Below are 14,402 nucleotides of genomic sequence, written 5' to 3' on the forward strand. Positions count from 1 at the left end.
GCGCCCGGCGCGGCCTCCGCGCCCGGCGGCTACGGCGGGCTCGATGACTTCCTCTACCACGTCCGCCGCGGGATGTTCGAGTTCGTCGGGTACGACGTGGTGCAGCCCTTCGTCACTCACGCGCCCGCACGCCTCAGCGACGAGGAGCGTGAGCAGGCACTCGTCAAGGCCCGGGCCTACGTCACCGAGACGCTCCTGGCCGACCCGGCCGCTGTCCGCTGAGACGTTCACAACCGAAGAACCGGAGCACGGTCATGATCACTAAAACCAACATCGAGGTCCCTGGGCTCGGCGACTCCCGCAAGTACGCCTACCTGCAGTGCGTCACGGCCGGCGATTTCGCGTTCGTCGCCGGGCAGACCGGGGTCGATAAGGACTACAACATCGTGTCGCCCGAGTTCGGCGCCCAGGCCCGCCAGGCCCTGCGCAACGTCGGACTGGCTCTGGAGGCCGCCGGCACGAACCTGGCCAACATCGTCAATCTGACGGTCTACCTGGCCGATGCCCGCGATGCGTTCGAATTCATCGACATCTGCCACGAACTCATGGACGAGAACTTCGCGCCGACCGCCATTCTCGGAGGAATCGACTTCGTCCTCTCCGGTCTGCGCATCGAGATACAGGCCACCGCCGTGATCGAGCGCCCCTGAGGCCAGCGCACCCGAGAGAGGGACAGCCCCGCTGCCATCCCTCCCTACTACACCGCAGCCACGGTGCTGAAGACTGAAAGGCGGGGTAGTCACGTCAACGCCGCCGCATAGACGGTTCAAGGGATCCCTTCACCGTGGAGTGAAGCTCGGCTGGGTGAAGTGCAACAGTGGGAGCATGACTGGGACATCCCTACCTCTCGCCGAGTTCGCGTTCACTGGGCCGCTTCGTGACTTGTTGGTCGTGTTCATCCTTTCGCGCACAAAGACCACGACGACATCGCTGCTAGTGGAGTACGCCGTCGAAGGTGATCCGCTACCAGTGGTGGTAAGGCGACAGGCATCGATCGACTCGACGGGTTGGACCTAGGTTGGACTCGAGAAGGCTTTCAGACGGATGCAGTCAGGTCCGCCCTGGTTGCGGTATGGGACTTAAGTGGTGGTTCAACGAGAAGTCTGTCGAGGCAGAAGTTCAGGCCGGCCTCGAGGTGCTCGGCTGATCCGGTGGAGAGCAGGATGGTCATGCCTCCCTCGATGGCGGCGATGATTGCTGCTGCTGTGAGTTCGGGATTCAGGTCGGGGTCGGCTTCGCCGGCTGCCTGGGTAGATTCGATGCCCGAGCGAAGCGATTGCTGCCACCTCGTGACCAGGTGAGCTGAAACTGCTTGAGCGTCAGGACTGTACCGCCCGATGTCGGCTATGAGCACGGCCAGGGGGCAGTGCAAGCCTTGATCCCGGTATGTTCTGACGATCAGGTCGCGCCAGGCTATCCAGGCGGAGCGAGAGGTGAGTTGACTGAGGTAGGGCTCCTGGTCATCAAACGACGTCCGAGACCGAAATCTCTGCATGGCAGTATGCCATTGCATATGTCGATCCCTCAGGGCACCCAGTGGCCTATCCTCCGATGATGACCAAGCAAAAGTAAGCTCCTTTGACCGGACTATGCGCCGCTGCCGCCGCTCTCCGTAGTGGAGCTTCCCGGCCCGACGGCCACCGAAAATCCCTCATAGAACCCAAGACCGTAGAGTCGCGTTCACCCCGCCCGGGAAAATGCCCGGTTAAGTGCCTTAACCGCTACACGCGAATAACCAGTGCTGTAGCAACCATTTAGGGCCACCGGCTCCCTTCCTCCTGCGAGGGGGTCTTCGCTCGTCGGCCGCCGACGGGGATGAACCGGGCGCTGAGTGGGAGCAGCTTGACCCGGAAGAGGAGCAGTCCTGTCGTGATATCAGTGACCGTCACCGATCATCAGATTCCTGCCATCATTTGTTGGTCCGTCCATCCGGAAATTGAAGCACACGGCACTTGGCACGGCTGAGCCACCTTCGGTGCGGCGTGTGCTGTCCGAAGTGGCGGCCCGGGATGTACCCGCAGTACGCCTCTCAAGCCAAGGGACGTCCGGGCCGTCGAATTGATCCGGCGCACATGATCGCCCCATGGGGACTATGAGGATGCGTCCAAGGACCGGGGCGGCACCTTTTTCGGGGACATTTGGAAGTAGGTCACAACCGCGAGAAGGACACCGAGGAAGCACACGAGGCTGGAGATCTCGTACCCGAAACCCCTGATATAGCTATTCAGGTTGATCGCGGCGGGCAACCAGCCTGCCGACCAGATTAGAACATCAATCCAGCATGCCCACCGCTGCCCGATTCGCAGCGAGGAGAACGCAACGGCGGCAAGGACGGCTGTCATCAGCCCAGTGATGATGACCAAAGCCGGGCCCCTGGTGACGTCTCCGTCGGCAGAATGGCCCTGAGCCTCATAGCTGGCAATTGTAAATCCGAGATTGATAGTGACCGCAATGATAAGGAATAGGCCCCCCGCAAAGAGCAGCACATTCACCGTTTGCAGGGCCTTGAAGGATAGCTTGCCTGCATGAGCCGGCAAGCCTTCTTCCTCTGCCTTGACCGCGCTCAGATCTTTTGGTTTTTCCCTCACAACATCCCCCAATACGCCTTCATCAATACGCCGCGAATCCGTTGCTACTGCCTCGGATCCCGCGCACCTTGACCTGCACCTTCTCACATCCTTGGCTTGATGGTCTGAGGGCTGACCTGTCGCCCCGCGGGAAACGGCCGCAGGCTCCTGCGGCTCGTTGTTCGTCCAGGTGCCGGGATTAGCCAGCCCAAGCCCGGTGTCGTGCTGCTTGGTCAGGGTTCCCACTTCCAGGTACAAGTCCGTGATTCCACGCGGCCTAAGGCCAGTGCCCCCGAGCAGCCGATGCGGACGGAAGTCCACTCGTGGCCTACGTATCGTCGTCGAAGCTTGTGAACCTGCTCGTCAATCATTTCTTGATGACAGGTCCGCCCAGCCAAGACCTTGAGCCCCGGATGATCCCTCAGTGGGATGCCGGGCTGTCGCGGACGGTGGGGGAGCCGGCATGGCTCCAGGAGAAGAGGGTGAGATGCCACAGTCCGGACCGCTTGCGGGACAGGTCGATCAAACCATATGCGCCGCGACGCTCCAAAGCGTCGTGTACCGCCCGGGAAGGCGGCACACGGCCTTCGGCTCCTGGCTCCTGCCAGTCGGCGGCGGCATCACCTGGATCGAGGCCGAGCCCTGCCAGGAGATTCGGGTCGTGCAAATCGCCGCTCGATGATGTGCTTTACCTGCCCTGGCCTGCGGGAGTTCCACCCAGGACTGCGCCAGCTCAGTCGTGGGCCGTTAGGCGATCGGCTGTAGGGCTTTCCAGTTCTTTGCGCAGCGTCGGCAGGACGGAGGAGCCGATCAGCTCAAGTTGTTCGTGAACCTTGCGCTCGGGCACCCCGCCGAAGTCAATCGCGAAAAGCTGCCGCTGGTAGGGGCCGAACGACTCCCGGAAGGTCAGGACATGCTCAATGACTTCCTGAGGGCTTCCGACTGCCAAGCCAGTTTTTTGGGCTGCTGTCTCGAGTCTGCCGGCGCTCGACATGACCGGGTGCGAGTAGTAGTAGGGGGAGAATTCTTTGAAGGCCGCCTGCGATGACGGCCTGACGAAAATTGCCCCACCAGCGCCGACAATCGCGTCCTCAGGTCGACCGTGTCCGTTTTCCGAGAAGCGCCGGCGGTAGAAGTCGACATACTCCTTGAAGTAGGAGACCGGCATGAACAGATTGTTCACGAAGAAACCATCTGCATAGTGCGCGGCTTGCTCAGCAATTTCGGGGCTTCTGATAGACCCGTGCCACACAAAGGGCGGTATTCCGTTCAGAGGCCGGGGCATTGAAGTGAACTCGAGCAGCGGGGTGCGGAACTGGCCGCTCCAGGAAACCTTCTCCTCCCGCCAGAGCTTACGCAACAGCGCGTAGTTCTCGACTGCGAGGGGAATGCCCTGACGGATGTCTTTTCCGAACCAGGGATAGACCTCGGCGGTATTGCCGCGCCCGAGCATGATGTCTACTCGATCACCGGCAATGTGCTGCAGGGTCGCGAAATCTTCGGCGATCTTGACCGGGTCGTTTGTCGTGATCAGCGTGGTGGATGTCGAGAGCTTGATCCTCTTCGTCATTCCGGCCACGTACGCCAGCAGTGTGCTGTCCGAGCTTGAGATGAATGGTGGGTTGTGGTGCTCGCCGATCGCGAAGACGTCCATCCCGATATCCTCGGCGTGCTCTGCGATGCGACCCAGTCCGAGAATGCGTTCCGTTTCGCTGGGGGTTTCTCCCGTAGTCGGATCGGCCAGGATTTCGCCGACGCCGAAGATTCCAATTTCCACGGTTACCACTTCTCTTTCATCTACATTGTGGGTCCATCAGCTAGAGCGCACGAGCTTCTATACCTATCGAGCACTTGGTGTTTCGTCGCCCGGACAGTGCAACGGACGCTGCGTGCACTGGTTCTTTCGCCGACCGATAAGTACGTGACGTGTCAACTGTAATGGTGGGCGTTCTATTCCCGACCCTCATCGCCCATCCCGCGACCCCTAGTCGAGGAGTAATCGTTCAAGAACTACCGGTCAGGACTGCCGGCTGAGGACGACTGAAACGGGAAGGGTGTTGCGCTGTTTGGAGCAAGTTTCCGGCCGCCCGCGCGCGGGTGGCGCGTCGCTTCAGCCGGGCTTAGGGGGTGGGCTCTTGGCCTTCCGCCGGGGGTTCTGCGGCGCGCAGAAGCTTTTGGGCGATGATGCTGGCACGGGTGATGACGTCTCTTTGTGCGGGATTGTAGAGTGCCTGGACGGCCTCGGTCATGGTGGCCTGGGTCACTCCGGCGCTTTTGGTGACGTGGCTTTCGGGGTCCCTCACCCAGGGGTAGTCCTTGAGTGTCTTGGCCAGCGTGGGTGCGTAGCGTTCGGCGAGGTCCTGGCGCTGACTTTCCTCCGCGTCGGGGGGCAGCGCGTCGAGTTCCGCGCTTGCCTTATCGGTGTCCGCTTCGACCATGTGGCGCAGGTCATTCATCGCATCTTTGTCGTAGAGCTGGGAGTAGATCAGCATCAGGGACCGGTTGGCTTCGGACATGCCGGCGGCAACGTCCTCGAATCCTGGGGGAACGTCGGTGACGGTCGAGCCGTGGAGGATGGCCTGGATTTCGGCCCGGGCGCGCTGGAGGCGTTCGATGCTCAACCGCAGGTCGCCGTCGATGGCCCGCAGGGCCTCGGTCGACGAATCGCCGTCGACGGCGACCTGATCGATCTGGTCCAAGGGGACCCCGAGGTCGCGCAGGCGCCGGATTTTCAGGAGGCGGACGAGGTGTCTGACCTGGTATTGCTTATAGCCGTTGGACATCCGGTCCGGCTGCTCGAGAAGGCCGACCTGGTGATAGTGACGGACCGTGTTCACGGTGGTCCCGGCCAGATCCGCGATTTCCCGTGTGCTCCATCCCATTCCTGGTCCTCTTTCCTTGATTGCCCTTCGGCGGGTGGATATCGCCCCGCCGGGGGTTCGTGATCGGGTGTCCGAGTGCTTGGACACCATGGTCTCATCAGGTTTTCGCCACCCGCTCATGGGAGGGGGGTGCCCCCGACGGGGGCGGGTCCGGGATGATCGAGCGGACCGCCTCGGTGACCGGGCCCGGGCCGCTGGTGAGTTCCGGGTGCCTGCCGGCCCGAAACAGGTGAGGAGGTCACGGAACTCTTTACCAGCCGAGCAGGCCCAGGACTCCGGTTGCGGCCGCGGCGACGGCGGCGGTCCATAGGATGATGGCGATGGCCTGCCACACAAGCACCCGCTGCCTGCCGACCCCTGAGGCGATGAAGAACGCTGCGGTGAGCTGGGTGGGAAGGGCCAGCGGCGCCAGCAGGCTTGCCCCCGGCACGCCGAACCTGGTCAGCCATCCCCGCAGGCGGGTTTGGCCCTTGGCCTGCCGGGCCGACCGCGGGGCCGGTCCCGGGGCCTCGAGCGTCTGGACGGTGCCGCCGTCGGGTCCGCTGGCGCCTGCCCGCCGCGCGACGACCATCTGGCGGGCACGCGAGCTCAGCAGCACCACCACGAGGACGCTGAGGAAATTGCCCACGGCGCCGGCGATCCCTGCAACGATCGGGTTGACTCCCGCGATGATGCCCAGGGCCGCCGAGCCCTCGCCCTCGACATAGGGGATCATCCCGACAAGGCCCACACCCAGCGGCTGCAGCACCTCCGGGACCTGATTCACGAAGTCCTGAAGGCCTTCAGATAAAGCAGACATGCTAATCTCCTTGATGTTTCCCGGCCGGGAGTTCCCTCGCCGGCCTGGTCGGGCCCTCATGTGAGGGCCCTGAATGTTCTGATGTCGTCATTGAAGACCCTGTGCCAACAACAGGGTCAAGGGCATGTGACCAAACCCACGTCGCACAAGCCGCGGACGGTGTCGGACTCCCCGCTTCAACGGGACAGCTAGTGGATGCACCACGCAATCGTCTGCCAGTTACGCGTACTTGTAATGGATTACCGCACTAGAACTGTCCTGATCTTGAAGGGAAGCTTTGGTCGTCCATTCTTCTTCTTTGGTAGTCCATTCCGGACTAAGTCGTTACGAGCGAAGTGGCAGACGGAGGCCGCGAACTCGAGGTGAATGGTCAGATTTGCGGTGGGGACTGGCTTGCGGGTGACGTACTGCCAGTCCCGTATGGTCAGGAGTCAAGCGAGCTCGGGGCAGTCCCATCCGGAGCCGGATGACACCCCCAGGCTGTCTGGTTCCGGCGTGTCTGCGATGCCGCGCTGAGCTAAGCGCCGGAAGGCGGTGGTTGCTGTCGGTTCACCGCGTCGTTGTGATTCGGTCATTTTTCGTTCCGGTTCGGCTGGGACGGTGGGTCCGTGAAACCTACATATAACCGAGCTTTACTTTCCGGCATCGTCGTCCCGATGGTGCTGCTCGCCGGTGCGCATCCGGCATCTGCTGCTCTGCGTCCGGTGAGCGGCGTCCTCGACAATGAATCCGTGCCCGTCCAGGAGGGCGCTGACAGCGCCCAGGGCCGCGGCCCAGCAGCCAGCTCCAACCTTAATGATTCGGGGATGCTGCTGAAGGAACCTGCAGGGCCCGGACGCATACTCCTCGAGGAGGAAGAGCGCCCCGTTGCTCCCGGTCTGGACCTGAGATCGTTTGAATGGCTCGACTCCGCCGGGTTCATGCGCGGAGATGTCCTCACCGCCAAGCTGGGTACCCCCGGGTTGAGCCTTGATTACGTGGACGGTGGGTCCGTCACCGCTCCGGGGCCGCTGGAGAACCATGTCGAGAAGGCGGGCGGGGTTGCCGGGGTCAACGGCGACTTCTTTGACATCAACAACTCCGGTTCCGCCCTCGGCGCGGTGCTCGGACGCACCAAGGGCGTTGTGAAGGGCCCCAACCCGGGTTGGCCGAACGCCGTCGGCGTTGACACGAACGGGCTCGCCCAGATGACCGAGATGCTTCTGGAGGGAAGCATCGTCACCCCGACAGCTACCCTTCCCCTCAAGGGCTTGAACCAGAATGTCCTGGCCGCCAACGACATTGGGGCGTATACGTCCCTCTGGGGTGCCTATTCGCGCGATCGGGCGACGACGGGCGTCGCCGCAAAGGTCGAGGTGTTGGTCACGGACGGCGTGGTGACACGGATTTCACCGACGCCGGGTGAGGGCACGCTCAAGGAGAACACCATCGCCTTGGTCGGACGCGAGAATGGCGCCAAGGCGCTCTCCGGGCTGAAGGTCGGGGACAAGGTCACGGTGTCCTACGGATTGAAGAGCTCCGCCGGTGAGATGGCGGTGGCCATCGGTGGCAGCCAGCCGCTCCTTCGGGGAGGGGAAGTGCTTCCCCAGGGCGACAAGAGCGTGCATCCCCGCACCGCGGTCGGGTTCAGCAAGGACCGCTCCACGATGTTCCTCGTGACCCTCGATGGCCGGATGGCCGACAGCCGGGGGATGTCCCTGGAGGAACTGGGATCCTTCATGAAGGAGATGGGAGCCGATACCGCCCTGAACCTGGACGGCGGGGGATCCTCGACGCTCGTGGCCCGCGACGCCGGCAAGGCTGGGGTCGATCTCGAAAACACGCCGTCCGACGGTTACCAGCGGGCCGTCCCGAACGGGCTGGCGCTGTTCGCCGAGAAAGGCTCGGGACGCCCGACCGGACTCCGAGTGGTCCCCGAGGCGGGCGACGCCGATGAAAACGCCCTCCGGGTCTTTCCCGGACTGACCCGCGAGCTCGACGCGCTGGCCCATGACGAAACCTACGCGCCCGTCGACGCCGGCGCGAAATACAGGTCGACCCCCGCGGCCGTCGGAGAGATCGATAATGACGGGACATTCACCGCACGGCGCAGCGGAGATGTCACCGTCACGGCCTCGACGGCCGGGGCCGCCGGCGAACTTCCCCTGGTCGTCCTCGGGGACCTTGAACGCGTGCGGCCCACCGCGGAGAAGGTGTCCCTCAAGGACGCCTCGGATGCAGGGGAGTTCGGTCTGGTCGGCTACGACGCGGACGGCTTCCAGGCACCCATCGACCCCGCCGACGTCACACTGGAGTACGACTCCTCCAAGATCTCTATCGAGCCGAACGCAGCGGGCGGCTTCTCGGTGAAGCCCGTAACGGATTCCGCAGGCGTCGTTGTCACGGCCACTGTCAAGGGAGTCGTCTCCCATGTGGCCGTCTCTGTGGGACTTGAGAGCCGGATCGCCGCCGGCTTCGATGACGCGGCGGCCTGGAAATGGTCCGGGGCACGCTCGACCGGATCCCTTGCGCCCACCCAGGGACGGGAGGGCGGAACCGCACTGCAGATCAACTACGACTTCACCCAGTCCACGGCGACGCGCACCTCGAACGCGGCACCTCCGACCAACATCCTCATCGAAGGACAGCCCCAGACCATAGGCCTGTGGGTCAAGGGCGACGGCAGGGGCCAGTGGTGGTCCTTCTCCCTCCGCGATGACAAGGGCAATTCCTACCCGCTGTACGGGCCTCACATCACCTGGACGGGCTGGCAGTATGTCGAGGTCGACGTCCCACAGGGCATTGCCTTCCCCATGACGCTGACCCGCTTCGGCATCATCGAAACCGCGGCGACCGCCAAATACGCGGGCTCCGTGGCGATCGATGACATCACGGTCAAGGTCGCACCCAGCATCGACACCCCGGGCGCCGCGCAGGTCGCCGACGACGTCGTCATCTCCGACGGACAGGCCCTCGACGGTGAAGACTTCACGTTCGCCGTCGTCTCCGACGCGCAGTTCACGGCATCGGATCAGTCGCTGGTCCCTGCAGCACGGCGGACTCTCCGGGAAGCACTCGCGGCCGATCCGGAATTCATCGTGATCAACGGCGACTGGATTGACACCGCCTTCCCTGACGACCTGGCCCTCGCACGCAAGGTCATCGAGGAGGAGATCGGAGACAAGAAGCCCTGGTACTACGTTCCCGGCAACCACGAGATTTACGGCCCCGGGACAGTAGATCCGTTCGAAGCTGAATTCGGGCCGGCGCACCAGAGCTTCGTCCACAAGGGCACGCAGTTTGTGCTCCTGGATTCCTCGACCGGCAGGCTTCTGGGCGGTGGCTTCGACCAGTGGCAGATGCTCCGCGACTCCCTGGACACCGCAAGGGACAACCCGGCCATCAACGGTGTTGTGGTGTTGACCCACATGCCCACCCGCGACCCCAGTCCGATCAAGGTCAGCCAGCTTTCAAGCTCCGTTGAGGTAGGCGTAATTGAGGACTGGCTTTCGCAGTTCCGGCGCGCCAGCGGTAAGGGCGCGGCCTACATCGGCTCCCACGTTGGATCCTTCTCAGCAAACTCCGTCGACGGCGTCCCGTATATTGTCAACGGAAACGCAGGAAAGGCACCCTCCACGGCTCCTGCCGAGGGCGGATTCTCCGGGTGGTCGTTGGTGGGGATCAACCCCTCCGCCGATCCAGCCCCGCTGAAGGCCCGCCACCGTTCCGCACCGGAATCTGACAGCGAGAACCCCTGGCTGGAGGTGGAGATGCGCCCCCACGTCGACAAGCTCACCATCGACAACCCGGGAACCATGGCCGCCGGCACCTCGGTGAGTCTCGACGCCCACGTCACCCAGGGACGGCGGACCTTTCCCGTCGCCTACCCGGTGAGCGCGGACTGGACATCGGAGAGAATTCACATCGGCGCAGCGGAGGACGCAGCCGGAGGCAGCATTGCGGCCTACGACCCGGAAACCAACACCCTGACCGCGTTGCGGGCCGGCGAGGGCACCCTCTCGATCACCGTCAACGGAGTCACCGAAACCACCCCGGTCACCATCACCGGGTAAATCAGTGCACACAACGGACCCTGCCTCTTTAGGGCAGGGTCCGTTTCCGTGCTGTGTACCCGGGGCCATCGACTGTTGCGCCGCCGGTAATGGCTACGGCACCGGAAGCCACCGCATCGGTGAACAGTTCGCGAACCCTTGCACGGCATCTGCGTCGGTCAGCGGTCCCAGTGTGGAGGTGGGCGCGGTGCCACGGCGGACGGTGACCGTCTCCATCGTTACGGCGAGATTCGCCGTGAACGCGTCCGCGATGGCTTGGTGGACGAGGAACGGGTTGGCAGCGGTGCAGGATGAGGTTCAAGACGCCTTCGGGCAGGCCTGCGTCCTGCATGATGGCGGCGAACAGTGGGGAGGTCAGGGTGTAAAATCTGCAGGTTTGAGCACCATTGCGCAGCCGGCGGCGATGGCGGGAGTGATTGTGCGGGCCGCCATGGCCCGTGGGAATTTCCGGGGCGTGATGAGCAGACACGGGCCCACCGGATTCTTGGCGGTCAGCAGGCGGGTTTTGCGGTGTGGACAGGGTCCGCACTTTGGGTCTCGGACTGGGCCGTACCGATGCCGGTTCGGGCCGGATTGCGGATGATTTTGGGGGAGCGGCGGGTTTCTATCATCAGCTTCTTGCATTGTGGGCCGCTAGCTGCGCCGAACATGTTCTAGGGCTCTTCGAGAATTCAACCCTGATGATGACCGGCCTCGTGCGGCAATCGCAGCAGCACGAGCCTGGACGCTCGGCGAAGCGAAGATGCTGCTCGCCCGCGCGATCGGAGGACACGCGATGGGTGCTGCGCGTCCTTTGCCTGGCGCTCCACGATTCGCTGCCTGCCGCGATTCAGCAGGGGCAGCCCAAGTTCCGATGCGGTGTGCTCCCGTACCCGTGCTGCATGGATTCTGCCGGCGCCGGTGCACATATCCGCGACCGCACTCGAAAGAATCAGAAGTTGCGTTTGACTGCCACTGCGGTCAGAGTAGTAAGCATGCTGATAATCAGTTGTCCGTGACAGTGAAGCGATCGGCCGGCGGACCAATCGCGGCCCCGGCGCCACGGTAATCGGCCGGGCGGAGTCAGGGCTGCAATGAGCTTCTTAACTCTTGAGGTACCCGCTGCTCCACCGATTCGCCTTCATCACAATCACAATGTAAGGAAAAACCGTGATCACGCAGCAGAATCTCGACACCATCCTGTCTAAGGGCGGCAACGTTGTTGACGCCCAGGGCACCAAGATCGGTTCCATCGGCCAGATCTACCTGGATGACCACACCGGGGATCCCAATTGGGTCACGGCGAAGACGGGGCTCTTTGGCACCTCCGAGTCCTTCGTTCCCCTTGAGGGCGCCAACGCCGACGGCAACGATGTCAAGGTCCGCTACAGCAAGGACCAGGTCAAGGGTGCACCCCGCATTGAAGCGGACGGTGCGCTCAGCCCCCAGGAAGAAGACACCCTGTACCGGCACTACGGTCTGGCCGGCGGACAGCAGAACACCACCCCGAACACCACAACGGCGTCCCCTGTCAGGGGAACAGGCAAGACCACCACCGGTTACGAGCCCGGTTTCCAGCACGGCGACGAGCGAATCGACCGCTCAGGCGACGGCAAGACGGTGGGTTATGACACCTCCGGACCGACCACCGATGAAGCGATGACCCGCTCCGAGGAACGGCTCCGGGTCGGAACCGAAACCCGGGAAGCCGGCAGGGTGCGCCTGCGCAAGTATGTGGTGACCGAACACGTCACCAAGACGGTTCCGGTCCGGCGCGAAGAGGTCCGCATTGAGCGCGAACCCATCACCGATGCCAACCGGGGCAACGCCATGGACGGGCTTGTGATCAGCGAAGAGGAGCACGAAGTCATCCTCCATGAGGAGAACGTCATCATCGACAAGGAAGCCGTTCCCGTTGAGCGGGTGCGCCTGAATAAGGAAACGGTCCAGGCCCACGAAACCGTGTCCGGTGAAGTCCGTAAGGAACAGATCGAAATGCTGGACGCGGACCAGCCAGGCAAGACCGACCGCCGTTAGTTGACAGAACCCCCGGGAGCCGTCACCGGCTCCCGGGTACGTTCCTTTGACGCACCGGCGCGCGGTCTTTCGAAGGGCACGACACAAATATGTCCGTCACCCGGCTTGCGAGCGCGGTGCCGGACAAGAATACGAAACACCATTCCAAGGAGAGTCATGGCACAGGACCACACCGCAGGAGCAAGCACACCCAAGGGCCGGCGCAACGACGTCGTCAATGCCCAGAAAGAAAAGTTTGGCGGCATCAAGTTCGGGTCCGCCTTCTTTGGTTGGCTCACCGCGATCGGCATGACGGTCATCCTGAGCGCCTTGGCCACCGCGATCGGCGTGGGAGTCGGAGCAGCGAACAACACCGATGCCGGCGAAGCCGCCAACCAGGCAACGCAGAACGCGGAAACCGTCGGTATTGTCAGTGGCATCGTGCTGGCACTCATTTTGTTCCTCGCCTACTACTGTGGTGGCTACGTAGCGGGCCGTATGGCCCGCTTCGACGGAGTCAAGCAGGGCCTCGCAGTCTGGCTGTGGGGCATCATCATCGCCATCGTTGTGGCCATCCTCGCCGCAATCGCCGGAGACCAGTTCAACGTCCTCTCACGCATCGGCGGAGCGCCCAGCATCCCCGTCGACGGTAGTCTTTTGAGCGCAAGTGGTCTCATCGCCCTGGCCATCGCCGTCCTGGTTCCCCTCATCGGGGCGATCCTTGGCGGCAAAGCCGGCATGCATTTCCACCGCAAAGTCGACCAGGCCGGCATCGACCACCAGGCCGGGCTGACCTCCTAATCCGATACACCAGGCCGGGCCGGGCGCGTAATTGTGAGCACAGCGCGCCTGGCCCGGCCATCTTCCATCACTCCACTTGATTGTTGAGGTAAGGCATCATGCCAAACGAAACCACCACGGACCCGCGAGACAGCTCGACACCCCCCGCCGGACAGGACTCAGCCGACCAGGACGTTCTTGATGAACCTTCCGCGGGGGATTCCGGGCAGGCAGAAGCCTTTCTCGAGAAGCTTTCCGAAGCTCCCGCCCTCGAAGAGGACGAAGACAGCCTGGTGAGACCTCAGAACAGCTGACCCCGATGATTTCCCGGCATCACCGGTTGGGGGAGTCCAGGCCTGCAAAAGGATGGGATCAGGCGCCCGCTGGGCGGGCTTTTGGCTGTGACCGGCCTGATCAGCACCGCCATCAGATGCGTTCCGTAGTTCGTCTCCCGACGACCAGAGCCCGCACGTCACTGGCCCTCCACCCCAGACATCAGCACTACCTCAGGGACCGTGAGGAACTGGACGAACCTGCCCATCAGAGGACCCCTTCATCGTTACGTCGACGCCTGGTCACCTTTATCCGGATCCGTACCAGCCGGTGATCCCCACACGTCCTATCAGCCGTTCCCTTCCCGTGCACGCCAGCACGTTGCGCAGATGCGACGTGCTTCCTGGACAAAGCGCACGTACGTAAGACCCGTTCGATGTTATGCACGGTGGATCTCCCATCCAGCGGATCCCATCGGACGGCAGTTACTCAAGGCTTTCGGCATGGTCGCTGAATTCGAAGCGGACCTCACACGCAGGAGTCAGAGCGTCAACGAGATGCACTCGGCGGAAAGCGACCCGTTCAGACGACGTACTACTACGACGATGAAGACGACATTGGTACCTCGCCCGCATCCGAGAAGCCGGGGGCAGAAGCCGCAAAATGTGATCCGAAGTCTCCGGAACAGCCTCTCTGACTTATCACCGTCAGAAGCAGACCTCGCAGGGAGTGTGGACAGTGTCCACACTTCCTGAGGTGCCTGAACCTAGTGCCGTTCAGTCGCGTATACCCCGCCGGAGAAAATGCCCGGTGAGGGTAGCCCAAGCGCTGCACCGGGCGCAGGCGTCACATACAGGTCGAGGAGGCTACCTAGGGTCGCGTTGGGCGGTCCCGGCTTGGCAGGATGGACAGGTGAGCGAAATTCAGCCAGTCCATCCGGCCGACATCTCCTCCACGGAGGCCGTCGCCGTCGCGGTACCGCACCCTTGGCGGCGCTACGTCGCCCTGGGCGATTCCTTCACCGAGGGCATCGGTGACCCAAGCACCGATAGCA

12 protein-coding genes and 2 pseudogenes are annotated in these 14,402 nt (G+C 63.1%); 7 read left to right on the forward strand and 7 right to left on the reverse strand.

Annotation, left to right across the window (positions count from 1 at the left end; translation table 11 throughout):
* Positions 1 to 222: pseudogene (locus GVV86_RS18255) on the forward strand (hypothetical protein); the annotation flags it as partial.
* A 32-nt stretch (positions 223 to 254) separates the two neighbouring features.
* The gene (locus GVV86_RS18260) at positions 255 to 650 is read left to right on the forward strand and encodes a RidA family protein (RefSeq protein ID WP_159620686.1); all 396 of its coding nucleotides are present in this window, start codon (positions 255 to 257) and stop codon (positions 648 to 650) included.
* Positions 651 to 1,036: 386 nt separating this feature from the next.
* Here GVV86_RS18260 and GVV86_RS18265 read toward each other — a convergent pair whose 3' ends face one another.
* From GVV86_RS18265 to GVV86_RS18285, 5 genes are all read right to left on the reverse strand, one after another.
* The gene (locus GVV86_RS18265) at positions 1,037 to 1,372 is read right to left on the reverse strand and encodes a TetR family transcriptional regulator C-terminal domain-containing protein (protein WP_201291529.1); all 336 of its coding nucleotides are present in this window, start codon (positions 1,370 to 1,372) and stop codon (positions 1,037 to 1,039) included.
* A gap of 718 nt (positions 1,373 to 2,090) precedes the next feature.
* Complete coding sequence (locus tag GVV86_RS18270; RefSeq protein ID WP_159803653.1) at positions 2,091 to 2,825, reverse strand: hypothetical protein; 735 nt, start codon at positions 2,823 to 2,825, stop codon at positions 2,091 to 2,093.
* A 475-nt stretch (positions 2,826 to 3,300) separates the two neighbouring features.
* Positions 3,301 to 4,344, reverse strand: coding sequence for a CE1758 family FMN-dependent luciferase-like monooxygenase (locus GVV86_RS18275; protein ID WP_159803654.1), 1,044 nt, complete (start codon positions 4,342 to 4,344; stop codon positions 3,301 to 3,303).
* Positions 4,345 to 4,687: 343 nt separating this feature from the next.
* Positions 4,688 to 5,449, reverse strand: coding sequence for a MerR family transcriptional regulator (locus tag GVV86_RS18280; RefSeq protein ID WP_159803655.1), 762 nt, complete (start codon positions 5,447 to 5,449; stop codon positions 4,688 to 4,690).
* A 250-nt stretch (positions 5,450 to 5,699) separates the two neighbouring features.
* Complete coding sequence (locus GVV86_RS18285; protein WP_159803656.1) at positions 5,700 to 6,248, reverse strand: small multidrug efflux protein; 549 nt, start codon at positions 6,246 to 6,248, stop codon at positions 5,700 to 5,702.
* A gap of 608 nt (positions 6,249 to 6,856) precedes the next feature.
* Here GVV86_RS18285 and GVV86_RS18290 point away from each other — a divergent pair.
* Positions 6,857 to 10,300, forward strand: a complete 3,444-nt coding sequence (locus GVV86_RS18290; RefSeq protein ID WP_159803657.1) for a phosphodiester glycosidase family protein — start codon at positions 6,857 to 6,859, stop codon at positions 10,298 to 10,300.
* A gap of 93 nt (positions 10,301 to 10,393) precedes the next feature.
* Here GVV86_RS18290 and GVV86_RS19030 read toward each other — a convergent pair whose 3' ends face one another.
* A complete protein-coding gene (locus tag GVV86_RS19030; RefSeq protein WP_425483373.1) occupies positions 10,394 to 10,552 on the reverse strand; it encodes a hypothetical protein in 159 nt (52 codons plus the stop codon).
* Between the two features lie 102 nt (positions 10,553 to 10,654).
* Complete coding sequence (locus tag GVV86_RS19035) at positions 10,655 to 10,924, reverse strand: aldehyde dehydrogenase family protein (protein ID WP_425483372.1); 270 nt, start codon at positions 10,922 to 10,924, stop codon at positions 10,655 to 10,657.
* Positions 10,925 to 11,003: 79 nt separating this feature from the next.
* Between GVV86_RS19035 and GVV86_RS18940 the strand changes: the two genes are divergently transcribed.
* From GVV86_RS18940 to GVV86_RS19040, 4 genes and pseudogenes are all read left to right on the forward strand, one after another.
* On the forward strand, positions 11,004 to 11,348 hold the full coding sequence (locus GVV86_RS18940) for a hypothetical protein (RefSeq protein WP_343206298.1): 345 nt from the start codon (positions 11,004 to 11,006) through the stop codon (positions 11,346 to 11,348).
* A 101-nt stretch (positions 11,349 to 11,449) separates the two neighbouring features.
* Complete coding sequence (locus GVV86_RS18300) at positions 11,450 to 12,316, forward strand: DUF2382 domain-containing protein (RefSeq protein WP_159803658.1); 867 nt, start codon at positions 11,450 to 11,452, stop codon at positions 12,314 to 12,316.
* A gap of 156 nt (positions 12,317 to 12,472) precedes the next feature.
* Positions 12,473 to 13,096: a hypothetical protein gene (locus GVV86_RS18305; protein ID WP_159803659.1), complete on the forward strand. Its 624-nt coding sequence runs from the start codon at positions 12,473 to 12,475 to the stop codon at positions 13,094 to 13,096.
* A gap of 1,197 nt (positions 13,097 to 14,293) precedes the next feature.
* Positions 14,294 to 14,402, forward strand: a pseudogene (locus GVV86_RS19040) (SGNH/GDSL hydrolase family protein); the annotation flags it as partial.

This window comes from Arthrobacter zhaoguopingii, assembly GCF_009828595.1.
Taxonomy (GTDB): domain Bacteria; phylum Actinomycetota; class Actinomycetes; order Actinomycetales; family Micrococcaceae; genus Arthrobacter_D; species Arthrobacter_D zhaoguopingii.